The 22,397-nt window shown below is 64.0% G+C and carries 20 protein-coding genes; 13 read left to right on the top strand and 7 right to left on the bottom strand.

Annotation, left to right across the window (positions count from 1 at the left end; genetic code table 11):
• Positions 1-58: 58 nt before the first annotated feature.
• The 7 genes from GPA27_RS21545 to GPA27_RS21515 all read right to left on the bottom strand — a co-directional run bounded on the left by GPA27_RS21545 (position 59) and on the right by GPA27_RS21515 (position 10,559).
• Positions 59-1,243 carry an acetyl-CoA C-acyltransferase gene (locus GPA27_RS21545; protein ID WP_169142488.1) on the bottom strand — a complete coding sequence of 395 codons (1,185 nt, stop codon included), beginning with the start codon at positions 1,241-1,243 and terminating at the stop codon, positions 59-61.
• Positions 1,244-1,296: 53 nt separating this feature from the next.
• Positions 1,297-1,743: an acyl-CoA thioesterase gene (locus GPA27_RS21540; protein ID WP_169142487.1), complete on the bottom strand. Its 447-nt coding sequence runs from the start codon at positions 1,741-1,743 to the stop codon at positions 1,297-1,299.
• Between the two features lie 133 nt (positions 1,744-1,876).
• Positions 1,877-3,997, bottom strand: coding sequence for a 3-hydroxyacyl-CoA dehydrogenase NAD-binding domain-containing protein (locus tag GPA27_RS21535; RefSeq protein WP_246261337.1), 2,121 nt, complete (start codon positions 3,995-3,997; stop codon positions 1,877-1,879).
• 81 nt (positions 3,998-4,078) lie between these two features.
• A complete protein-coding gene (locus GPA27_RS21530) occupies positions 4,079-6,139 on the bottom strand; it encodes a molybdopterin-containing oxidoreductase family protein (protein WP_169142485.1) in 2,061 nt (686 codons plus the stop codon).
• A 195-nt stretch (positions 6,140-6,334) separates the two neighbouring features.
• Positions 6,335-7,567 (bottom strand): 2-hydroxyacyl-CoA dehydratase family protein, encoded by a 1,233-nt coding sequence (locus GPA27_RS21525; RefSeq protein ID WP_169142484.1) that lies wholly within the window; start codon positions 7,565-7,567, stop codon positions 6,335-6,337.
• Positions 7,555-9,612: a 2-hydroxyacyl-CoA dehydratase gene (locus GPA27_RS21520; protein WP_246261335.1), complete on the bottom strand. Its 2,058-nt coding sequence runs from the start codon at positions 9,610-9,612 to the stop codon at positions 7,555-7,557. Before GPA27_RS21520 ends, GPA27_RS21525 begins: the two co-directional genes overlap by 13 nt.
• A gap of 2 nt (positions 9,613-9,614) precedes the next feature.
• A complete protein-coding gene (locus tag GPA27_RS21515) occupies positions 9,615-10,559 on the bottom strand; it encodes an acyl-CoA dehydratase activase (RefSeq protein WP_256223070.1) in 945 nt (314 codons plus the stop codon).
• 111 nt (positions 10,560-10,670) lie between these two features.
• Between GPA27_RS21515 and GPA27_RS21510 the strand changes: the two genes are divergently transcribed.
• From GPA27_RS21510 to GPA27_RS21450, 13 genes are all read left to right on the top strand, one after another.
• The gene (locus GPA27_RS21510; protein ID WP_169142481.1) at positions 10,671-11,696 is read left to right on the top strand and encodes an AraC family transcriptional regulator; all 1,026 of its coding nucleotides are present in this window, start codon (positions 10,671-10,673) and stop codon (positions 11,694-11,696) included.
• A 313-nt stretch (positions 11,697-12,009) separates the two neighbouring features.
• Positions 12,010-12,228, top strand: a complete 219-nt coding sequence (locus tag GPA27_RS29545; RefSeq protein WP_246261333.1) for a YfhL family 4Fe-4S dicluster ferredoxin — start codon at positions 12,010-12,012, stop codon at positions 12,226-12,228.
• A 38-nt stretch (positions 12,229-12,266) separates the two neighbouring features.
• Positions 12,267-12,404, top strand: a complete 138-nt coding sequence (locus GPA27_RS21500) for a hypothetical protein (RefSeq protein WP_169142479.1) — start codon at positions 12,267-12,269, stop codon at positions 12,402-12,404.
• 458 nt (positions 12,405-12,862) lie between these two features.
• Positions 12,863-14,137, top strand: a complete 1,275-nt coding sequence (locus GPA27_RS21495; RefSeq protein WP_169142478.1) for an acyl-CoA dehydrogenase family protein — start codon at positions 12,863-12,865, stop codon at positions 14,135-14,137.
• Between the two features lie 36 nt (positions 14,138-14,173).
• Positions 14,174-15,364, top strand: coding sequence for a thiolase C-terminal domain-containing protein (locus tag GPA27_RS21490; RefSeq protein ID WP_169142477.1), 1,191 nt, complete (start codon positions 14,174-14,176; stop codon positions 15,362-15,364).
• A 101-nt stretch (positions 15,365-15,465) separates the two neighbouring features.
• On the top strand, positions 15,466-16,575 hold the full coding sequence (locus tag GPA27_RS21485; protein WP_169142476.1) for a saccharopine dehydrogenase family protein: 1,110 nt from the start codon (positions 15,466-15,468) through the stop codon (positions 16,573-16,575).
• Positions 16,576-16,578: 3 nt separating this feature from the next.
• Positions 16,579-18,135, top strand: a complete 1,557-nt coding sequence (locus GPA27_RS21480; RefSeq protein ID WP_169142475.1) for an acyl-CoA synthetase — start codon at positions 16,579-16,581, stop codon at positions 18,133-18,135.
• Between the two features lie 82 nt (positions 18,136-18,217).
• Positions 18,218-18,994: an SDR family oxidoreductase gene (locus tag GPA27_RS21475; protein WP_169142474.1), complete on the top strand. Its 777-nt coding sequence runs from the start codon at positions 18,218-18,220 to the stop codon at positions 18,992-18,994.
• Between the two features lie 24 nt (positions 18,995-19,018).
• Complete coding sequence (locus GPA27_RS21470) at positions 19,019-19,495, top strand: C-GCAxxG-C-C family protein (RefSeq protein WP_169142473.1); 477 nt, start codon at positions 19,019-19,021, stop codon at positions 19,493-19,495.
• A 68-nt stretch (positions 19,496-19,563) separates the two neighbouring features.
• On the top strand, positions 19,564-19,830 hold the full coding sequence (locus tag GPA27_RS21465; protein ID WP_169142472.1) for a hypothetical protein: 267 nt from the start codon (positions 19,564-19,566) through the stop codon (positions 19,828-19,830).
• A complete protein-coding gene (locus GPA27_RS21460) occupies positions 19,827-21,248 on the top strand; it encodes a radical SAM protein (protein WP_169142471.1) in 1,422 nt (473 codons plus the stop codon). Before GPA27_RS21465 ends, GPA27_RS21460 begins: the two co-directional genes overlap by 4 nt.
• A gap of 35 nt (positions 21,249-21,283) precedes the next feature.
• On the top strand, positions 21,284-21,985 hold the full coding sequence (locus GPA27_RS21455; protein WP_211165150.1) for a methyltransferase domain-containing protein: 702 nt from the start codon (positions 21,284-21,286) through the stop codon (positions 21,983-21,985).
• 150 nt (positions 21,986-22,135) lie between these two features.
• Positions 22,136-22,357 (top strand): hypothetical protein, encoded by a 222-nt coding sequence (locus GPA27_RS21450; RefSeq protein WP_169142470.1) that lies wholly within the window; start codon positions 22,136-22,138, stop codon positions 22,355-22,357.
• The last annotated feature ends 40 nt before the right edge of the window (positions 22,358-22,397 follow it).

The raw sequence follows: 22,397 nt of genomic DNA, 5'->3' as shown, positions 1-22,397 counted from the left end.
GCGCGGCGCACTGACGACGATGCACCGGCCCCGATCCCTGCGCGCAGCCCGAACCGGATCAGCAGACCTCGAACAGACCCGCAGCCCCCATGCCGCCGCCGATGCACATCGTGACGACGACGTACTTCACGCCGCGTCGCTTGCCCTCGATCAGCGCATGCCCGACCAGACGGGAGCCGGTCATCCCGTACGGGTGTCCGATGGAGATCCCGCCACCGTTGACGTTGTATTTCGCCGGGTCGATGTCGAGGTGGTCCCGGCAATACAAAGCTTGGCACGCGAAGGCCTCGTTGAGCTCCCACAGCCCGATATCGCCCACTTTCAGACCGTGCTGCTTGAGCAGTTTGGGGATGGCGTAGATCGGACCGATGCCCATCTCCTCGGGGGCATTGCCGGCCACCGCGATGCCCCGGTAGATGCCCAACGGGGTCAGGCCACGGCGTTCGGCGAGCTTGCGCTCCATGACGACACAGGCCGAGGCGCCGTCAGACAGCTGGCTGGCATTGCCGCCCGTGATGCACCCGCCCTCGACCACGGGTTTCAGGCTGGCGAGACCTTCCAGGGTGGTGTCGGCGCGATTGCCCTCGTCCCTCGCGAGCGTCACTTCCTTGTACGAGACCTCCTTCGTCTCCTTGTTCACCACCGCCATCATGGTGGTCAGCGGCACGATTTCCTGGTCGAAGCGGCCCGCTTCCTGTGCGGCGGCGGTGCGCTGCTGCGACGACAGTGCATACAGGTCCTGCGCCTCGCGGGAGATGCCGAATTTCTTCGCGACGTTCTCCGCAGTCAGCAACATCGGCATGTAGGCGTGGGGCGCGAACTTCTCGACGTTCGGATCCTTCTCCCTGGCCGCCCACTCGAAATAGCCCGCCTGGACGGCCGAGATATTGTCCTGCCCCCCCGCCGCCACAACCTCCATGCCGTCGACGATGATCTGCTTGGCGGCCATGCCGATCGCCATCAAACCGGAAGAGCATTGACGATCGACCGTCTGCGCCCCGGCCGTGACCGGAATCCCCGCGGCAAGCGCCGCATTGCGCGCGATGTTCATCCCGGCAGTTCCTGCCGACAGGACCGTACCGACGATTACGTCTTCGATCTCGCCCGCGTCGATGCCGGCGCGCTGTACCGCGTGGCTGAGCGCGTGCCCCATCAGCGTCGGCGACTTGGTGTTGTTGAAGGCCCCGCGGAATGCCCGGCCGATCGGGGTACGGGCGGTGGAAACGATAACTGCTTCTTTCATGATTCAGGTCCCTGAACAGGTTGTTGGATGACTCATTGGATGGGCCGGGCGGCTCACGCCGGCACGGACGCCCTTGGCACCGACTCGCCCGACAACGGCGGCAACGCGCGCGGCCGGCGCTCGTCGTCCACGGCGACATAGGTGAGCGTGGCCTCGGTCACCTTCACGATCTCGTTCTCGGAGAAGTAGCGCTGCGCGTACACTTCCACCTCGACCGTCACCGACGTACGTCCTGCCCGCACGATCTGCGCGTACAGGCTCACGATGTCGCCCACGAACACCGGTTGCTTGAAGGCGAAGGAGTTCACCGCTACGGTCGCGGCACGCCCCCCCGCACGACGGATGGCGAGGATGCCGCCGGCAATGTCGACCTGCGACATGATCCAGCCGCCGAAAATGTCACCGGTGTAATTCACATCCGCTGGCGAGGGCATCACCCGCAGGGTGGGTTCCCGCCCGACGGGCAACTCCGTTGTCAGCTGCGCTTTCGGCATAGTCATGGCTTCCCTCTTCCCTCTTTGTGCATGGGGTCTGCGTCCACTTGTCCGCGGCCGACCTTCACCGGGGAGCCGGCCGTACCGCGGGAGCCGTTCCTGCGTCATCGGCTCCTCGACACGCCGGCGATCGCGCGCCTCAAGCGTCACCGAACGCTCGCTCGGCGGCCGCCAGATCGCCGAGCAGCCCGGCCACCGTCCAGTAGCCGAATGCGTTGCCGCGTTTGTCGGCATAGTGGTCGAGGCACGCCACGATCTGTTCCAGACCGATGACGTTCGCGGCATGCATCGGCCCACCCTTCAGCGCCGGGAAGCCATAGCCGTTGAGCCACACGATGTCGATATCGCCTGCACGGTAGGCGATCCCCTCCTCGAGGATCTTTGCCCCTTCGTTCATCAGCGGATACAGGCAGCGCTCGACGATCTCCTCGTCGCTGATGTCGCTGCGACGCGCGATGCCGTATTGCGCGGCAAGGCCTTCCATGACCCGGTCGACCTCCGGGTCATGGACCGGCGTGCGGCCTTCGTACCGGTAGTAGCCGGCAGCCGTTTTCTGACCGTGACGGCCGAGCTCGAACAGCATCTGGCACGCCGTGCGATAGCTCGGGTCGGCCGGCAGCGCGCCCTCCTTCCTGCGTTCGAGCACCACCTTGGCGGCGACATCGACGCCCGCCATGTCGATCATGCGGCAGGGTCCCATCGCCATGCCGAAGGCTTCGACGGCGTGGTCGATTTGCGTCGGCGTCGCACCTTCGAGCAGCAGGGACTCGCATTCGCGCAGGTAGGGTTCGAGCATGCGGTTGCCGATGAAGCCGAAGCAGACACCGGAAACGACTGCCACCTTCTTGATGGTCCGGGCCAGGCCCATCACCGTCGCCAGTACCTCGGGCGCGGTGTCGCGCCCGCGCACGACTTCGAGCAGGCGCATCACGTTGGCCGGGCTGAAGAAGTGCATGCCGACCACATCGGCCGCGCGGCCGCTCGCAGCGGCCAGCACGTCCACATCGAGCGTCGAGGTATTGGTGGCGATGATCGCGCCGGGTTTGCACACTTCACCCAGGCGGGTCATCACGGCCTTCTTGATGTCCATGTTCTCGAACACCGCCTCGATCACGAGATCGCAATCCTGCAGTTCGGCATACTCGAGCGAGCCGCTGCACAAGGCCATGCGCTGGGCGACCTGTTCGAGCGTCATTCGACCCTTGCTTGCCGTCGCCTCGTAGTTTTTGCGGATGAGCCCGAGGCCGCGCTCCAGCGCATCCTGCTTGACCTCCAGCAGCACGACTGGAATGCCGGCATTGAGGAAGTTCATCGCAATGCCGCCGCCCATCGTTCCTGCGCCGACGATGCCGACCTTCCTGATCGGGCGCAGGTCCATGTCCTTGGCGTTGCCGGCGAGGTTGCCAGGAAGTTTGCCCGCTTCGCGCTCGGCGAAGAACGCGTGGCGCAGCGCCGCCGACTGCCGGGAGTTCATGCATTCGACGAACAGGTCGCGCTCGTACTTCAGTCCTTCGGCGAAGGGTCGGGTCACCGCCGCCACGACACAATCCACGATCCGTGCCGGAGCGATGGCGCCACGGGCCTTCTTCGCCAGCGAGGTCCGCGTTTCCGCAAACAGTGTCGGCGAGACGCTGGCGCGATCGACGTCGACCTCACTCGCCAGACGAAGCGGTGCGCGCGTGGCGACCAGTTCCCCCACGAAACGCTGTGCAGCCTCGAGCAGGTTGCCTTCGACGATCACGTCGATGAGGTCCTTCTCGAGTGCAGTCTGGGCCGACATCGGAGCGCCGGAAAGCATCATCTCCAGCGCATCGGCCGCACCGATCAGGCGCGGCAAGCGCTGCGTCCCGCCTCCGCCCGGCAACAGGCCGAGCGTGACTTCCGGCAAACCGAGCTTGGCCGTCGGCGTGGCGATGCGGTAATGGCAGGCCAGCGCCAGTTCCATGCCGCCGCCGAGCGTCGTGCCGTGCAGTGCGCAGACGACCGGAATATTCAGGTTTTCGATGGCGGCATGGACGTCGTTCGGGTCCGCCTCGGAGAAGGCAGGGGTGCCAAATTCGGAGATTTCCGCCCCGGCGACGAAGGTGCGCCCCGCACAGGCGAGGACCACGCCGGCGACGCCCGGGTCGTCGGCGAGTTCGTCGAAGGCGTCGAGCAAGCCGCGGCGAACATCGGCAGAGAGCGCGTTGACCGGCGGACGGTCGATAGTGACGACGGCGATGGCGCCGTTTCGGGTCAGGGTAACAACGGGTGAATCCATAAGATTCCCTCTTTCAATCGATCGATCCGGAATGCGCGGCGACCGGGGTCTCATTGCTCCCTCGCCGCCGCGGCCTTGAAGTTATGCGTCAGCGCGCTCATTTCCCCACGACTGTTTTTCGGCGTAGACGCGAACGGGAACGCCGCGCAACTGCACCGAACCGGTCGCCGGGCAGTTGGCCCCATCGCCCTCAGTGAGGATGTTGATGTTGTATCTGCGCCAGTCGTATTCGTTGTGCTCCGCCTCGGTATCCCACCAGCCGAAAGCAGCCACGATGACGTTGGGGTGGACGTGCTCGGAGATCTTCAGGCGCTGCTGGATGCGCCCCTTGCGCGACTCGATCCAGATCATCTCGCCTTCGTTGAGCCCGTACCGGGACGCGGTCCGCGGATTCAACTCGCAGATCGCCTCGGCGCTGTACTTCTTCATGCCCTCGATGTGCCGGTAACCCGAGGAGAAGTAAGCCCCTTCCTTGCCGTTGGTCAGGTACAGCGGATAGCGCTCCCACTGCTCCTTGCTGAAACGCTGCGTCGAGACTTCCTTGAATGTCGGCAAGGGGCTGATGCCCAGTTGCACCATCTGCTGCGAATAGAACTCGAACTTGCCCGACGGCGTCTTGAAGTAGCGCTCCGGGTTGTCCTTGAGGTAAGTCTTGGTGGGATGGATGACGCGCTTGTCGGGTTCGCAGAATTCCTTGTAGGTCATTCCCGAGTCGGCCATCATGACGTCGAGGCACTCTTCCCAGTCCTCGAAGAAGTGCTCGCGCATGCCCATGCGCTTGGCCAGTTCGTTGATCATCCTCGAATCCGGCCACGCCTCGCCCGGCGGCTCGACGCACTTGGGCATCGCGCGGATGTGACCGAGCCAGGCCGGCCAATAGGCGATCGAGTTGTGTTCCAGCGGCAATGCCGCCGGCAGCACGATGTCGGCGATCGCCGTCGTGGAGGTCGGGAAGATCTCGGCCACCACGAGGAAAGGCACCTTCATGAAGGCTTCGTAGGTGGCGACCGAATCCGGATAGGTCAGCAGCGGATTGGTGACGTGGCACATCGCCATCTTTACCGGGTAGGGATCCTCCGAAAGGATCGTCTGCACCAGCGACTGCGTCGGCACGTAGGCCGCGCCCATGGCGATGGGGAATTCCTTGCCGATCGACTTCTGCGTCGGACGGGGATGGCTGCGGTCGAAATAGAAGCGCCCTGGACGACCGAACTTCGCCGGGATGTTGATCAGCTCACCGCCTTCCACCCCGACGTTGCCGGTCAGGCCGCGCAGCATGCTGACGGCGCGGCAGATCTGCAGCGCCGCAACCGAGTTCTCGAGGGCGTTACCCCACATGATCAGGCCGGGCTTGCTGGTGGCATAGGTGCGGGCGACCGTGCGGATGGTCTCGATGTCGATCCAGGTTTCGTCAGCCACGTCCTGGAGTGTGAAGTTCGCGACCTCCTTCTTCAGTTCCTCGAAACCGACCGTGTAGTTGGCGACGTAGTCCTTGTCGTACAGGTCTTCGTCGATGATCACCTTGGCCATGCCCATCGCCAGCGACCCATCGGAACCGGGCTTGAGACGCAGCCAGTGATCGGCCTTCTCGCAGTAACGGTTCTTGCCCGGCTCCATCATGATCAGCTTGGCGCCGTTCTTCATCGCCCGCGCCACATCCTTCTGGGTGAAGCAACGGAAGTTGCTGCCGGTATTCTGCGGATTGGAGCCCCAGATGATGATGCACTTCGGGTCGTATCCGGTATCCCCGAGGACGTGCATCGTACCGATGGAGAACTGGTCGGCGTGGCCGGTCTGCACGCCACAGTAGTTGCCCGGGGTGATGACGTTCGGGGTCTCCAGGAAGGTCGCGAAGCGCTGCGCGAACGCGTAGTCCATGCTCTTGGGCTCGCCCAGGACCATGGCGATGCTCTCCGGGCCGTAGGTGTCCCGGTAGTGCGTCATCTTCTCGGCGATGGTGTCGAGCGCCTCGTCCCAGGTGATCCGGATCCACTTGTTTTCGCCGCGCTCACCCGCCCGCTTCATCGGGAACTGCAGGCGCTTGCCGTGGCTGTGCGCTTCGGGAATGGTGACAGGCCCTTTCCGGCAGTCGCAGATGTCGACATGCTGTCCGCTACCGGCGTCGGCAACGACTTTTATCATCTTGCCGTTTTCGTCGAAAGTGGCTTTAAGCGCGCAGTGACTGGGGCAAACGAAGCAGTAAATGTCTTTTTTTGTCTCCATGACCGTCGTCCTTTGGAACATGTGATGGAACTGTTCATGCACGATCGGGATTGAGCGGCACCGCCGTCCAACCCCGATCCATGCCCTAACGCAAGCCGCAGGGGCTCATGCCACTCAGGACAACATCTCGATGAAGGCGCGCACGCGGGTGATGAGCTGTCCGGACGGTGCGCCCACCTGCCAGCTGCCTTCCAGGCCCGAACTCGGCACGCCCTTCTGGTGGAAATGGTTGCGGAACAGCTCGACGTGCATGCCGCCATACGGGCAGCCGATGTAGGTGTAGAAGAGCATCCCCTTGGAGCCCGACTCCTCGATCATCTGTTCGATGAACTTGATCTGGTTCACCGGCGAGCCGGTGACGAAGTAGTCGAGAATGAAACGCGCCATGCTCTCCAGCGGCGGAATGTCTTCGTTCCAGACGCGGTCGTAGGGGTTCGGCGTGAACCAGCTCAGCAGCGCGCCGCCCAGGTCATCGACGGCCTTGTACACCCCGAACTCCAGGCCGCGGGCACCGACCCAGGTCAGGGGAATGATTTTCCCCATCGGCGAGGGCACGAACTCGGCGGTCTTCAGTTCCTCGATCAGCTCGTCGAGCAGGACCTCGTACTCCTGCGGCTTGCCGAAGTAGTGCCCCGACCCCATCAGCAAGAACAGCGTGGGCAGGCTCTTGATGTACATCGGATTCTTCACGCGCAGCTTGAGAATCTCGCGGAACTTCGCCATCAGCCGGTTCATGCGGGCGATTTCCGTGCGCATCTTGTTCTCATCCACCGGCTTGCCGGTGAGGAAGAGCGCCACGTCCTCGATCTCGCTGGCGAGGAACTTGACCATCTGCTCCAGCCGCTCCTCGCCGCCCTGCACGGGACGGATCACCTGCTCGACGCGGTGGATGTCGAAGCCGAACTCCTTGATCATCTCGTAGCCCATGTTGAGGGGCTCGCAGACGGTGGACAGGGCCACCACCTTCTTGACCGAGTTGTTGCGGCGCATGTACCACTCGCCGATCAGCGCCGAAACCATCGAGCAGGTTTCCTTCGGCATGTCGAAGATGTCTTCCGACAACTCCGCAGCCTCCACTGCCGAACCCAGACGACCGAGGTCATACACCGCCATCGGAATCGTGTCGCAGGCATACAGCAGCGGCGCTTCCATCAGGCCGGTGGACCACACCGCCGGCTTGCCTTCCTGGTTGCCCCGCTCGGCGTCCGGAAAGTAGGAGAGCGCCATGTCGTACAGCTTCTGGATGCCCGGCGAGTAGTGGTGGGCTTCCCGGCTCTGCTGGATGTATTCGATCTGGTTTTGCGGCTCTGCGTTGCCGATCGGCGCCTGTTCCATTACTGCGTGCATGATTCTTTCTCTCCTTTGCTTTCCTTGAGCACTTCGATGAAGGCCTCGAGGCGGGTCTTGATCTGGCCGGTGTCACCTTGCGAATAGTCGGTATCCAGTTCCAGCGCGGGCAATCCCAGCTCGTGGAACCTCCGCATGAAGAGGCCCTTGGTCTGCGAGAAGGACGGGCAGAACTTGAGGGTGTAGTAGATGACTGCATCGACGCCGTATTCCTGGGCCAGGTTGCCGGCGAAGTCGATGCGCCTGCTCAGGGGCGCCTGGCGGGCACACGGCGCCTGGTCCAGGTAGGCGTTGGCGAGGTCGCGGTACGGGTCGTCGGTTTCCTGCGTCTCGTAGTAGAAGGGCGAGAGTCCGGTGCAGTGATCCTCGACCACCACGTTGACGCCGATGTCCTTCTCCAGCAGATCCATCAGGCGCCGGTCGCCATCGGCCATGATGCCGCCGCAGATCATCACGCGCAGACGCGGCGTGTCGTCGTCCGGCACCGCAGCGAGGCGCTCGTACAGGTCCTCGAGGATCGGCAGCTGCTCTTCCGCAGGGATGCTGCGGTAGGCGCGAGTGATCTCCAGGAAGTCGCTGCCCGACAGCGGCGGACGGTTGCGCTTGCGCAGGTCGGAGATCTTGTGGATGGTCTGGCGCAGCTTCTTGTGCAGCTGGATCGACTCGCGCAGCTTGCCTTCGTCGATGGGCTTGCCGGTCAGCTTCTCCAGGTCCTTGCCGAAGTTCTTCATTTCCTCGCGGAAGAAGTCGCGGGCGCTCGGCTTGTCACCCGTCCGCGGCACCACGTAGCCGTAGGACGGCTTGAAGTAGTGGTTGATGGCGTTGGAGGTCGCGCGCATCGTGTCGCAGGTATAGAAGGTGACCACCTGGTCGAGGGCGTCGTGGAACGGATCCTTGGTGCGGAAGTGGCCGAGCACGCTCTTGCTCATGTCGCAGAACACACTCTTGACGATCACCTCGCCTTCGGCGACGACCGACGGCGAGCCGCACTTGTCGATCCGCCCGAAGGCGACACCGGCGGCGGTCAGCATCTCGGGCGGCGTGTAGGTGCAGAGGTAGCCGACCTTCTTGACGTCCTGGCGCTCGATCAGCGAAACCTCCGCATCCTCGATGCGGCGCGACAGGTCCGACACATCGAACTTCTCGGCCACCATGGCCACCTTCGCCCCGCGCTTCTCGATGGCGAGGCGCTGGGCGTAGACGGCAGCCCCCAGGCAGCCCGCAAACACCATGTCCAGGCGCGGCGTCACGATGGTCTGGCCGAGCAGGCGCTCCAGCGCGTGCTTCATGCCGACGTTGTTGGAGACGCCACCGGTGAAGACGATGTCCGATTCCAGCGGAATGGCGCGCAGCAGGCTGACGACGCGCTTGGCCGACGCCATGTGGATGCCGGCGGAGATGTCGGCTGCGGCTTCACCCTTGGCGCGGTGCGAAATCACCTCCGACTCGGCGAAGACGACGCACTGGCTGCTGACTTCGAGGTCCTTGGTGTACTTGAGCGACTCGGGACCCACGTCGTACATCGTCAGGTCCAGCAGGGTCGCCGCCTTCTCCAGGAAGCGACCGGTACCGGCGGCACACTTGTCGTTCATGCGGAACTTCACGACCTTGCCGGTGGCCGGATCGACCTGGATGGCCTTCGCATCCTGGCCGCCGATGTCGATGATGGTGCGGGTGCCGGCATTCAGATAGTGCGCGCCCATGGCGTGGCAGGAGATCTCGGTGAGGATCTCGCACGGCACCGTGGTGAACTTGAGGGACACCCGGCCGTAACCCGTGCCGACGATGAAGTCGATGTCCTCAAGGGTGATGTTCGCGTTCTCGTACAGCTCCTCGAGCAGTTCGCCGGCCGTCTCCTGCATGTTCAGGCCGGTGGGCAGCAGCGCGGTATAGAGCCGTCCGTCGTGCAGCAGAACGGCCTTCGAGTTGCGGGAACCAATATCGATGCCCAGGGAGGTGACGCCGGTCAGTTCGTGGACCAGAGCCTGATCGATGACGTCGGCGAAGGCCAGACTGCGCTCGCCGGGAATGTTCTCGTGTCGCATGTTCATGCCTCCACCTCTACCTGCTCAGGGGTCGTATCGAAGTCGGCCGTGCCGCACACCTTTTGCTGGGCGATGAGGGCGGCCCCGAGACACCCGGCGAACACCGCGTTAAGCCGCGGCGTGACGAAGGGGCGCTTGAGCAGGCTTTCCAGCGCGTACTTGACGCCAATGTTGTTCGACACCCCGCCGGAGAAGGCCAGCTCGGGATCCAGACCGATACGGTTAACCAGGTTGCAGACGCGCCGGGCAATGGCGAAATGGACGCCGGCTGCGATGTCCTCGCCGGTTTCGTTCTTGGCCTTGAGGGAGACGATCTCGGACTCGGCGAACACGACGCACTGACTGCTCATCTGCAGTTCCTTCGTCGACGCCATGGCGCGGCTGCCCAGCTCTTCCAGGGAGTAGCCCAGCATCTCGGCGGTTTTTTCGAGGAAGCGACCTGAACCGGCAGCGCACTTGTCGTTCATCGCAAACTCGGTGACGCGCCCGTTGCGGGTATCGAGCTTGATGGCCTTGCAGTCCTGACCGCCGATGTCGATGATGGTGCGGGTACTGGCGTTGAGGAAGTGGGCCCCCATTGCGTGGCAAGTGATCTCGGTGATCACCTCGGCACGGATGTCCTCGAACTGCAGGGCGATGCGGCCGTAACCCGTGCCCGCGATCATGGCGATGTCGCTGCGCTGGCGGCCCGACACTTTCAGCAACTTGTTGACCAGCCGCGTAGCCGTTTCGGCCGGATGGACACCGCTGGCGGTAATTACGGTGTGGATATGGTCGCCACTGACCATCACCGCCTTCGATTGCCGAGACCCGATGTCGATGCCGATAGTGGTCACCGGCTGCAACTCGGGTATCTTCCTCGGATCAATCACCTCGGCGATCTTGAAACTGCTCTCACTCATCGCTGGCTCCTCCAATTGAAATTTTGATTTGATCTGCGCTGCCACATTAAGGACGGTCAATCGGATCGAGATTGACGATCAAAGACAGCAACTTGACATTTGGTGACACCCGGATAGAGTTAAGCAGCGCTATTCGATTCAGGGACGACAGGGGCAATGGCAATAAAAAAACTTCACCGCAGCGCGGGCCTGACCAATTACGTCGAACTCGCGCAGGCGTTGAATATTTCCCCAATGGAAGAACTGCGGCGCGTCAATATCAGCCCCGCATGCCTGTCGAACCCCGACACGAAGATCCCGTTCTCTGCCTATGCGCAGTTGCTGGAAAACTCGGCCAGGGCGGCAGGGGTGGAGAACTTCGGCCTGCGGCTGGCAGAGGGGCGCCAACTCTCGAATCTCGGACCGTTGGGCATTGTCCTGAAGAGCCAGCCCACGATGCGCAAGGCGCTCGAGGCAATACGCAACTACAGCTACCTGCAGGCCGAGGCGGCAATGTTCCTGTTCGAGGAGGCCGACGGCGTCCTGATCATCCGTGAAGAACTGATGCCCGATCGACCGGAACCGATTCGCCAGGCAACCGAGCTGTCACTCGGTGTGCTGTACCGAACGCTCCGCGTGTTGCTGGGCAACGAATGGCATCCGACCGCCGTGTGTTTCCGCCACTCGGCCCCGAGCGACCTGCGCGTACACCAGCGCGTGTTCGATACGCGCCTGCAGTTCAACAGCAACATCGACGGAATCATCTGCCGTGCCGCGATTCTCGATGACCCGCTGCCGACCTACGATCCCGAAACCGCGCGCTACATGCAGAAGCTGCTCGAGGTCATCAACACGGAACCGGCTCAATCCCCTGCCGAGAACGTGCGCCAGCTCGTCTGGCTGCTTCTGCCGACGGGCCGGTGTTCGGTCGACGTGGTCTCCCAACACCTCGGTCTCGACCGGCGCACGCTGCATCGACACCTGCAACGCAGCGGACAAACCTTTTCGGAAATTCTCGATGGTGCGCGGCGCGAACTGGCCGTCAAGTACTTGAGTAACTCCCAGCGCCCCCTCAAGGACCTTGCGGAGTTGCTGGGATTCTCGGAGCCGTCGGCGTTCTCGAGATGGTTTTCCAGCCGCTTCGGCTGCACGGCCACGACGTGGCGCCAGACGCACCTGAACGACGGACCTGAAGCGATCTAAGCTTCGGCAGACGCACCAATAGCCCTCGGCACGCCCGCACTCGGCCGGCGACGCTCGCCGGTGCGGCGCGCCCCTGCCCGTCGGCCCAACGCCCGCCCTGCGCATTGCCGGTAGGTTCGCGGTGAACCGATCGCGTGGCGATCGGCGCTCAGGCATTTCCCCCTTCCCACTGTCACGGATTGTCAAGTCGATGACCTTGAGCGTCAAACGCGCTCGGGACTTCCACGCGCTAAATACCGCTCACGAGCATCACACCGAAGACGTCGCACCGCGACGAGCCGAAGAGGTATCGGGCACACACGAGGAGGAAGACATGGCACTACTGATCAATTCTGACTGCATCAATTGCGGCATGTGCGAAATGGAATGCCCGAACGAGGCAATCGCTCCAGGCGAAGACATCTTCGTGATCGATCCCGCCAGATGCACCGAGTGCATCGGACATTTCGAGGAGTCGCAATGCGTGAAGGTTTGCCTTTCGGACTGTATTTTCCCCGATCCGGCCCATCGGGAAATCCGGGCTCACGCATAGGAAAGGCGCCTCTGCGCGATCGAGAGGAGACCGTTTCCATGCCGATCGAAACCTCGCAGAAAGATCCGGATTGCGGCATCGCGTGTGCGGCAATCCGGCTGCTTCTGACCGCTTTGGGTTGTGCCGGATGGATCGCCGTCTGGGCGGTCGTTTATCGCTCTGGCCTGGGCCTCTAGCCCCCCCTGAACAATCCGCGAAGCCGTAACGCACGCGGGCGCAGTCAAGATGCCGGTCACCATCCAAACCCACGCAAACGCGCTGGGATCCGGATGGTCCGGCACGCACGCATTGCCGCTCGCGAAGACGAATTCACGCGTGACTCTCCGCGCAGCACGCATGGCAACCGTCCCGGTTTCACGACTTCCAGAGCACCGATCCAGCGCCCCACCTCGCCTGGGGGGGTGACCGATCAATTCAGATACCCGATATTTAAGTCGCAACTTCAGAATCGGAATAGAGCGAAGTCCAGTTCAGAATTCAGCCAACTTAATCGTTCAATTAGCAAATAGACAGGGCTTCGATGTATTGGGGAAGGCAAAGACCGAATTCAATTTCAATTCCAATTGATCGCGACTTCGCCTTTATCGCCATAGACATTGGCAGGACCATTTCTTAATCCAGCGCGGTGATAAACATGTTTGCATTTGACAGAATCCCGAACCCCACGCTCGGCATGGCCGGCCTCGAAGCCCAACTCTCCGAGGAAGAGCGCGCCATCCAGGAGGTCGCGCATCGCTTCGCCGAAGAGGTGATGCGCCCGATCGGCCGCAAGCTCGACCATATGACGCCCGACGAGGTCGTGGCGGCCGGTTCCCCGCTGTGGGATTACGTCAGGCAGATGAAGGAGATCGGCCTGCTCGACCTGCAAGCGGTCGGCGCAATGAGCTCGGAGCAGAAGGCGCGCATGCTGCCGCTGATCTTCGAGGAACTGGGCTGGGGCGACCCGGGCCTCGCGATCTTCTCGCTCGCCACGGCCTTCCCGGCCTTCGCCGCTTACATGTCGGGCGACCCCGAGCTGATCGACCGCTTCGGTAACGGCATCGGTTGCTGGGTCGGCACCCAGCCGGACCGCGGCAGCGACCTGGGCGACATCCAGGCCACCCAGGTCCATCCGGGCACCAAACAGGGCCGCGGCAACCTGTTCGCCAAGGTGGTCGGCGACGAGGTCGTGATCACCGGCCAGTGCTCGGCGTGGGTCAGCGGCGCGCCGGTGGCCACCAGCGGCTTCGTCTTCTGCCAGTGCGACTACGGCGACGGCCTGTGGAACGACCAGGGCGGGCTCAACTACATCGCCGCGCTGGTGCCGTTCGACAAAGGCGTCACCAAGGGCAAGCCGCTGGACAAGATCGGCCAGCGCCCCCTGCCCCAGGGCGAGATCTACTTCAACGACGTGGTGATCCCGAAGAAGTACGTGATCGCGGGACAGGACACCGCGCACGGCGCGTTCTTCGGGGCGCTCACCTTCGCCAACATGGAGATGGCGCTCACCTTCACCGGCGTGGCGCGCGCCGCCTTCGAGCACGCGCTGGCCTACGCCCACGAGCGCAAGCAGGGCGGCACGCAGCTGATCAACCACCAGAGCGTGCGCGCCCGCCTGTTCGACATGTGGCGCAAGGTCGAGTCGGCGCGCGCCATCGCCCACCGCGTCGTCAATTACAACTACGGCCCCAACGGCCCCCACGTCCTCGGCTCGATCACCAGCAAGACCTACGTCACGCAAGCCGCATTCGAGGTGGCCAACGAGGCGCTGCAGATGTTCGGCGGCAACGGCCTGACGAAGGAATACCCGCTCGAAAAGATCTTCCGCGATGCCCGTGCGGCACTGATCGAGGATGGCGAGAACAACCTGCTCAGCCTCGTCGGCGGCAGCTGGCTCAGCACTTGGTACAAGCAGCAGCACGGGCTGTAAGCGCGCCAATCAACCGATCCGAAAAGGAAACAGGGAATGACCCAAGTCGTGATTGCCGGCGTCGGCATGATTCCGTTCAAGAAACCGGGGAAGAGCGAGTCCTACGATGTCATGGGCGCGCAGGCCGCACGCGGTGCGCTCAAGGACGCGGGCATTGCCTACGACCAGGTCCAGCAGGCCTACGCCAGCTATGTCTATGGCGACTCCTGCTCCGGCCAGGCGGCGCTCTACAACGTTGGCATCAACGGCGTGCCCATCGTCAACGTCAACAACAACTGCTCGAGCGGTTCGACGGCGTTCGCGCTGGCATCGCAGGCCGTCAAGGGCGGCCAGGTCGATTGCGCGCTGGCCGTCGGCTTCGAGCAGATGGTGCCCGGCGCGCTCGATTTCATCTTCCCCGATCGCATCAACCCGATCCATCGCCACAACGGTGCGGTCGCGAACCTGATGCACTACACGGACGAAGAGCGCAAGCTGCCGCCGGCCATCCAGCTTTTCGGTGCGCAGGTGGATGCGATCAAGGAACGCTATGGCGTGACCGACCGGGCACTGGCTCGCGTCGCGGTCAAGGCGCGCCGGCACGCCGCGGCCAGCCCGTACGCGATCTTCCGCGATCCGCTGACCGAAGCGGATGTGCTCGACTCCCAGCCGATCTACCGCGGCCTGCGCAAGCTCTACGCCTGCCCGCCCAGCTGCGGCGCGGCGGCCGTGCTCGTGTGCAGCGAGGACTTCGCCAAACAGCACGGTATCCGCAGCGATGTGCGCCTGGTGGGTCAAGGCTGGCGCAGCGACCGGCAGGAATACTTCGACAGCGACAATCCACTGGACGTCATCTTCCGCGGCGTGAGCCGGGAGACCGCGCAACTGGCCTACGAGAGCGCCGGCGTCGGGCCGGAAGACATCGACGTCGTCGAGCTGCACGACTGTTTCACCAGCAACGAGATCATCACCTACGCCGCGCTCGGCCTGTGCAAGGACGAGGACATGCAGCGCTTCGTGATGGAGGACCAGAACACCTACGGCGGCAGGTACGTCGTCAATCCGTCGGGCGGTCTGCTCTCCAAGGGGCACCCGCTCGGTGCCACCGGCCTCGCGCAGATCACCGAGCTGGTCTGGCAGTTGCGCGGCGAAGCCGGCGCCCGCCAGGTGGAAGGTGCGCGCACCGCCCTGCAGCACAACGGCGGCCTCGGCAGCGCCGGCTTCGTGCACATCTTCCAGAGGCAGTGACATGCCGATCGCAATGCGGCCCGCCTGCATGCAAACCACCGCTGGGCAGCCAGCAAGCCAGCAAGCCAGCAACCATGACTACACCAGAGTTGGAGACATCCATGAGCAAGAAACCCGTCGTCGTCTACGGTGCCAGCGGCTACACCGGTCAACTGACCTGCGAATTCCTGCGCCATTACCAGATCCCCTTCATCGCCGCCGGACGCAACCGGGAACGGCTGGAAGAAGCAATGAAGCGCGTTCCGGGCATTGAAACCGCAGACTATGAACTGGCGGTGGTCGAGCACGACGTAGGCGCGCTCACCAAGCTCTTCGCGGGCGCGAAAGTCGTGTGCAACGTCGTCGGCCCCTTCCTGCTCTACGGCGAAACCGTCGTGCAGGCTGCCCTTGAAGCCGGCTGCCACTATCTCGACACGACCGGCGAGCAAGCCTTCATGCTCGACATGCGCGACAAGTACAGCGCCGAGTTCGCCAAGCGCGGCCTCTATTTCGGCCCCTGCACCGCCTACCAGAACGCGGTGATGGACATCGCCTGCCATGCCTGCGCGGAACACGAGGACATCGACACCATCGAGGCGGTGACCATCCCGGCCGTCACGCCGACGGTCGGCTCGGCCCACACCCTGGTGCAGATGGCGCGCGCGAAGGAATACTTCCTGGAGAACGGCCAGCTGACCGCCTGGCCGCCGGCTTACAGCGCCGAGCTGACCGCGCCCTTCACCACCCGCACCGTGCTCGGCATCCCCGGCGCCGGTCTGGCGCCCCCGCTGTGGTTCACCAGCCATCCGCGCATCCGCAACCTCAAGGCCCTGTGCGCCTTCGGCAACCGCCAACTGGCGGAGCAGATCATCGGCATCAACAAGCTCTACCACAACGAGCTGGCCAAACTGCCCGAGGAAGAGCAGGTCAAGGCGCTGGCGAAGATCGCCGACGGCGTTCAGAACGGCATGCCTCCGCGCGAGAACCCGCTGACCGCGCGCAACTGGGACACTGCTACCGGCAGCGGTCTCACCGGGCGCGTCCAATACACGATCTACAGCCACAGCGGCTACCAGCAGACGGGCCTGCTGCAGGCCTTCGTCGCCAGCTGCCTGCTGCGCATGACGACGCCTCCCACTGGCTTCCAGAGCCCCTCGCAGGCCTTCGGCTACAAGAACGTGCTGGCCACGCTGGAGCGTTTCGGCTACGCGAAGATGGTCAAGGAGATCTGAGCCATGGCGATCATCGACTTCTTCGATCGCGGCTGCAGCATCGACCCCGACGCGGACTACCTGATCTTCGGCGAGCAGCGCACCACCTACGGCGAAGCCCGGCTCTTCACCAATCGTGTCGCCAACGGGCTGCTGGACCTGGGCTGCCGCAAGGAAGCCAAGGCCGCCGTATGGTCCGCCAACGATCCAACGGGCTGGCTATGTACGCTGGCGATCTGGCGCGCGGGCATGGCCTGGATGCCGATCAACCCGCGCAACGGCGCGGAGGAAAACGCCTACGTGCTCGACACGTTCGACTGCGAGGTGCTGTTCTTCCAGTCGGCCTTTGCCGCCCAGGTGGCCTCGCTGCGTCCGCAACTGACGAAGGTGCGCCACTACATCTGCATCGACGGCGACGTGCCCGATGCGCTGTCCCTGCCCAAATGGGCCGCGACGCAGTCGGAAGCGTGCCCCGATGTGCAGACCGACAACGATGACGTGTGCGCGCTGATGAGCACCGGGGGGACCACCGGCAAGCCGAAGGGCGTCATGACGACCCACCGTGCGCTGCAGACCATGGTGGCCAACTACCTTTCGGCACTCAACTATCCCGCGGACCAGAAGCCGGTCAACCTCGCCGCCGCACCGCTCACCCACACCGCCGGTGTGTTTTCGCTGATGGCGACGCTGCGCGGCGGCAAGGTCGTGATCCTGCCAAAGCCGGATCCCGCCCTCCTCCTCGATGCCATCGAGAAGCACCGCGTCACCGAATTCTTCCTGCCGCCGACGGTGATCTACGTGCTGCTCGACCTGCCGGGCATTGCCGAGCGCGACTTCTCGTCGCTGCGCTACTTCCTCTATGGCGCAGCGCCGATGTCCCCGGAGAAGCTGCGCCGGGCGCTGAAGACCTTCGGCCCGGTGATGATCCAGGCCTTCGGCCAGACTGAGGCGGCCGCCAGCATCAGCTGCCTGCGTCCCGAAGAGCATTTCGTCGACGGCGAAATCGCACCGGAAGCACGGCTGTCCTCCTGCGGACGTCCCTTCCCCTTCCTGCGCGTCACCATCCGCGACGACGACAACAAGGCACTGCCCGACGGCCAGGTCGGCGAAATCTGCGTCGCCGGCGACAACGTGATGAAGGGGTATTACCAGGACGCCGCGAAGACGGCGGAAACCGTCGTCGGGGGGTGGTTGCACACCGGCGACGTGGGGTACCTGGACACCGAGGGCTTCCTGCACATCACCGATCGCAAGAAGGACATGATCATCACCGGCGGCTTCAACGTGTATTCGTCCGAAGTCGAAGGCGTGATCAACAGCCTGCCCGCGGTGCAGGACTGCGCCGTGGTCGGCGTGCCCGATGAAAAATGGGGCGAAGCGGTCAAGGCGGTGATCGAGCTCAGTCCGGGCAAGCAGGTCAGCGCAGAGGAAGTCATCGCCCTGTGCAAGGGCAAACTCGGCAGCGTGAAGACGCCAAAGTCGGTGGATTTCATCGATCGGCTGCCGCGCAGCGCCAACGGCAAGGTGCAGAAGCGCGATCTGCGCGACAAGTACTGGCAGGGCGCGACGCGGCAAATCTGACAGTCGCGGCACACCCGGTGCGGTCCGGCAAGCCGGCACCCCGCACTTCGGAAGACATCGATAGAGGAAGGAAGGAAGGACCATGAGCGTAAAGAATCTGTTTGACCTCACCGGCAAGGTCGCCCTGATCACCGGCGGCTCGCGCGGACTCGGCCTGCGGATGGCCGAGGCCCTGGGCGAGATGGGCGCAAAGGTGGCAATCACGGCACGCAAGGCCGACGAACTGAAGGAAGCCGAGGCCCATCTGAAGGCCCTCGGTATCGAGGCCATGACGATTTCCAACGACCTCTCGAAGTTCGAGCTGATCCCCAACATGGTGGATCAGGTGATCGACCGCTTCGGCACCATCGACATCCTCGTGAACAATGCGGGCGCCACCTGGGGCGCGCCGGCCGAGGACTACACGGCGGACGCGTGGAACAAGGTCATGAATCTCAACATCAATGGCCTGTTCTTCCTCACGCAGGAAGTCGGCCGACGCTGCATGATTCCCCGCAATTCGGGCAAGGTCGTCAACATCGCGTCCGTCACCGGATTGGCCGGCGGTCCGGTCGGCACCACCACCATTGCCTACAACACCAGCAAGGGAGCGGTGGTCAATTTCACGCGGGCGCTCGCCTCGGAATGGGGCAAGTACAACATCAACGTGAATGCCATCTGCCCCGGCTACTTCCCGACCAAGATGTCCGCGCGCCATCTCGAAAAGATCGGCGAGGCGCTCATCGCCAGCACGCCCCTGCACCGCCTCGGCGCCGAAGAGGACATCCAGGGCACCGCGCTGTTCCTCGCAACCGAGGCCTCGCGCCATATCACCGGGCAGTACGTCGTGGTCGACGGCGGAGCCGGCATCGCCTGCTGATTCACGTTACCGAGGAGCCGCGCGATGAACACCGACGCATCGAAGGCACCGCTGTCGGCCGACGACGTCCGCCGTCTGGCCGAGGAAGCTTCGGCGTCGGGACTGTATTGTGCCGAAGCGGTGCTGACCGCGCTGGCCAAGGCCCAAGGCATCGATTCCGAGCTGATCCCGAAGATGGCGACGGCCTTCTGCGGCGGCATGTCTCGCACCTGCGGGCCTTGCGGGGCCCTCACCGGTGCCATCATGGGCCTCGGTCTGTCGCTGGGTCGCAGCAACGCGGAACAAACCGCTGATGCCGCCTATTCGGCAACCCGGGAGCTTGTCCGCGCGTTCGAAGCGGAGTTCGGCGGACGCAATTGCGACCAACTGCTCGGTTGCGATATCGGCACCCCCGAAGGCCAGGCCGTTTTCCGCGATCGCCGATTGCACCGTCGCTGTGCGCGTTACACTTCCCGAGCGGCGGAGATCGCCGCCACGTTGCTGGCCAAGGAAGGAACCTGACGAACGCCGAGGGGGTTCAGATGCGCAATCCAGATCGACTTCGACGCGTGTAAGGAGGCGCCGCAACCATGCTTGCACTGCCCTCCAAACCGTGGAAGAAAGTGAAAATCGAGGCATTGGCGGACCAAGGCTACCGTGTCGTTTTCGTGAGCGAAATGGCGTCCGAGGCGGAGTTCCTCGAGACGGTCGAGGAGGACATCACGGACATCCTTGGTGTGAACGATGAAATCGGACCGCCGGACTGGCCGACGCGCAGCTTCACGCTCACCACGTCCGACCTTCCTGGCTTCAAGCGCAATCTGGTCTTCGCTTGCATCATGGTCGAACTCGAATGAACGACCAGTCCTGCCTGCCTCCGTCGGCCCCGGCCTCGCCAGGCGCAAGCACCCGCATCGACATCAGCGGCGGGCTGCGCTTCGGCCACGACGTCATGAGCATGTGCCCGGAATGTCTGAAGAGCATCCCGGGCAGGGTGTCATCGAGCCCGGCCGGCGTCGTCATGCGCAAGACCTGCCCCGAGCACGGCGCGTTCGAGAGCCTCATCGCGACCGACATCGCCAGCTACGAACGCATGCGCCGTTCGCCACGTTTCGTCAAACGCCCCGCACGCGTGAGCATGCCCGAAGCGAAGGGCTGCCCCGACGATTGCGGCCTGTGTCCCGCGCACGACCAGCACACCTGCCTGGCGATCGTCGAGATCACGCAGCGCTGCAACCTCCCCTGCCCTGTATGCCTGGCCGATGCCAAGGCCAAGGGAAGCGAACTGAGCCGCGAGCAAGTCCTCGGCGCGCTGCGGAGCCTGCTCGAAACCGAAGGCCAGCCGGTACCGTTGCAGTTTGCCGGCGGAGAACCGACGGTCCATCCCGATCTCGTGGAAATCGTCCGTGGGGCCCGCGCCCTGGGTTTCACGAAGATGGAAATCGACACCAACGGGCTGGTGCTCGCAAGCAATCCTGACCTGGCCGTCGAATTGCGCGCCGCCGGACTCACCGGCGTCTACCTGCAAATGGACGGACTCGAGGCCGTCCAGAACGAATTCATCCGCGGTCGCGACCTGCGCGCCGAAAAGCTGCAGGCCATCGAGCACTGCCGCACCGCAGGCCTGCAAGTGGTGCTCGCAGTGACCGTGGTTCCCGGCGTCAACGAACAGGCACTGTGGCCCCTGATCCGCTTCGCCGCCGAACGGCGCCTTACCGGCATCAATTTCCAGTCGGTGGTGCTATCCGGCCGCTATCCGCGCGAACTCGCGCAGAGCCACCGGCGTTTCACGGCCACCCATTTCCTGCATGCGATCGAAACGCAGAGCGAGGGCCGCTTGCGCGCCGGCGACCTGCTGCCGATGTCCTGTCCCGACCCGCGCTGCGGCTTGCTCGCCTACATCGTCGTGGACCGGAATGGCGAGTTGCTTCCGCTCAGCCGACTGGTCGGCGACGATCGCCTGCGCCAGCACGTGGCGGATTTCAGCGACTGGGACACCCTGCTGCGACAACTCGGTTGCGATAGCGCCGGCTGCGGGTGTGGCGACGGCAGCGGCGACGTCCGCCAGCAACTCGCCGACGCGCTCGAGGGCGCCGACTTCTTCGCAGTGGGTTTTCACGGCATGATGGACGCGTACTGCTTCGACCAGGAGCGCGCGCGCCGCTGCTGTGTGCACAAGCTCACCGCAGACGGCAAGCTCATGCCCTTCTGCCTGTACAACATGAAATATCGGCGCATGGAAGGCCAGCCGGCCGACTGCGCTGGGCGCCCGTGAGCGCAGATCGTCCGACCGACGCCTTGCGCCCGCGGGTGCGCCAGGCCTACGCGGACGCCGCGGCTCGGGCCGCCGCCGTGGTCAGCGGCAAGAGACCATTGACCTGCACCCCGCACAGCGGCCTTGGCTGCGGCAGTCCCACCGTCCTTGCCGGCCTTGCGCCGGGCGAATGGGTCCTCGACCTGGGGTCCGGCGCCGGCTTCGATTGCCTCGCCGCGGCCGTCGAGGTCGGCCGCCGCGGGCGCGTGGTTGGCGTCGACATGACGCCCGAGATGGTCCGACTGGCCCGCCGGCACGCGCGCGATGCGGATGTCCCGATCGTGAGCTTCGTCCAGGCGGAGATCGAATCCCTCCCCTTTCCCGATGCCAGCTTCGATGTCGTGATGTCGAACTGCGTCATCAATCTCTGCGCGGACAAGCAACGCGTTTTCGCCGAAGCCCGCAGGGTGCTCAAGCCCGGAGGACGTCTTGCCGTCGCAGACATCGTCGCGCTGGCGCCACTACCCCTCGAACTTCAGGACGACATCGCGCTTCACACCGGCTGCATTGCCGGCGCGACCGGATTGGACGGGCTCTCCGCGATGCTTCGCGAAACCGGCTTCACGTCCGTGGAAATTGCCATCGGACAACACGGCCGTTCCGTCATCGATTCATGGGCTCCCGACCGGCCAATACAGCACTTTATCGCTGCGGCGAACATCACTGCGACAAAGCAGCTGCGCGACATGTCCCGTTGAGCGTTGGCGCTCGGCCACCGAATAGCGGCTCACTGGCCGACGGCCGATGCAGGCGTCCTCCTTCCCCGCCCCTCCTCTTGTTGGGGGGGCGAAAGTCCTGCTGCTCTGGCGTAACTTGACCCTGTGCAAGCCAGTCAGGAGGCGACGGTCATGTTCAACCGCAACAAGCGCTCACGACATTTCATTCCGCTGACGCTCGCAGTCAGCTTGCTCACTGCGTCGCTTGCCGCGCTGAGTACGCTCACGCTCGCGGACCACCGTGCTCGCGACACGACGCGAACCGCGCCCGAGTGGGCCATTCCGCATCACACGCCTGAGCCCGTCCCGGTTTCCCAGTCCGGTTTCGAATTGATCTCGAACCATCTGCGCTGACCTCGCCGAGAGGCAAAGCCCGCCTCGCCCCCTCACATCC

The sequence above is a fragment of the Aromatoleum toluolicum genome (assembly GCF_012911005.2).
In the GTDB taxonomy this organism is placed as follows: domain Bacteria; phylum Pseudomonadota; class Gammaproteobacteria; order Burkholderiales; family Rhodocyclaceae; genus Aromatoleum; species Aromatoleum toluolicum.
The sequence above is the reverse complement of the archived record's forward strand: the minus strand, read 5'-3'. Positions and strand labels throughout refer to the sequence as shown.

Bases quoted from the DNA above. Each gene is read 5' to 3' on its own strand.
- GPA27_RS21545 (WP_169142488.1), bottom strand. From the start codon at position 1,243: ATGAAAGAAGCAGTTATCGTTTCCACCGCCCGTACCCCGATCGGCCGG.
- GPA27_RS21540 (WP_169142487.1), bottom strand. From the start codon at position 1,743: ATGACTATGCCGAAAGCGCAGCTGACAACGGAGTTGCCCGTCGGGCGG.
- GPA27_RS21535 (WP_246261337.1), bottom strand. From the start codon at position 3,997: ATGGATTCACCCGTTGTTACCCTGACCCGAAACGGCGCCATCGCCGTC.
- GPA27_RS21530 (WP_169142485.1), bottom strand. From the start codon at position 6,139: ATGATAAAAGTCGTTGCCGACGCCGGTAGCGGACAGCATGTCGACATC.
- GPA27_RS21525 (WP_169142484.1), bottom strand. From the start codon at position 7,567: ATGCACGCAGTAATGGAACAGGCGCCGATCGGCAACGCAGAGCCGCAA.
- GPA27_RS21520 (WP_246261335.1), bottom strand. From the start codon at position 9,612: ATGCGACACGAGAACATTCCCGGCGAGCGCAGTCTGGCCTTCGCCGAC.
- GPA27_RS21510 (WP_169142481.1), top strand. From the start codon at position 10,671: ATGGCAATAAAAAAACTTCACCGCAGCGCGGGCCTGACCAATTACGTC.
- GPA27_RS29545 (WP_246261333.1), top strand. From the start codon at position 12,010: ATGGCACTACTGATCAATTCTGACTGCATCAATTGCGGCATGTGCGAA.
- GPA27_RS21500 (WP_169142479.1), top strand. From the start codon at position 12,267: ATGCCGATCGAAACCTCGCAGAAAGATCCGGATTGCGGCATCGCGTGT.
- GPA27_RS21495 (WP_169142478.1), top strand. From the start codon at position 12,863: ATGTTTGCATTTGACAGAATCCCGAACCCCACGCTCGGCATGGCCGGC.
- GPA27_RS21490 (WP_169142477.1), top strand. From the start codon at position 14,174: ATGACCCAAGTCGTGATTGCCGGCGTCGGCATGATTCCGTTCAAGAAA.
- GPA27_RS21485 (WP_169142476.1), top strand. From the start codon at position 15,466: ATGAGCAAGAAACCCGTCGTCGTCTACGGTGCCAGCGGCTACACCGGT.
- GPA27_RS21480 (WP_169142475.1), top strand. From the start codon at position 16,579: ATGGCGATCATCGACTTCTTCGATCGCGGCTGCAGCATCGACCCCGAC.
- GPA27_RS21475 (WP_169142474.1), top strand. From the start codon at position 18,218: ATGAGCGTAAAGAATCTGTTTGACCTCACCGGCAAGGTCGCCCTGATC.
- GPA27_RS21470 (WP_169142473.1), top strand. From the start codon at position 19,019: ATGAACACCGACGCATCGAAGGCACCGCTGTCGGCCGACGACGTCCGC.
- GPA27_RS21465 (WP_169142472.1), top strand. From the start codon at position 19,564: ATGCTTGCACTGCCCTCCAAACCGTGGAAGAAAGTGAAAATCGAGGCA.
- GPA27_RS21460 (WP_169142471.1), top strand. From the start codon at position 19,827: ATGAACGACCAGTCCTGCCTGCCTCCGTCGGCCCCGGCCTCGCCAGGC.
- GPA27_RS21450 (WP_169142470.1), top strand. From the start codon at position 22,136: ATGTTCAACCGCAACAAGCGCTCACGACATTTCATTCCGCTGACGCTC.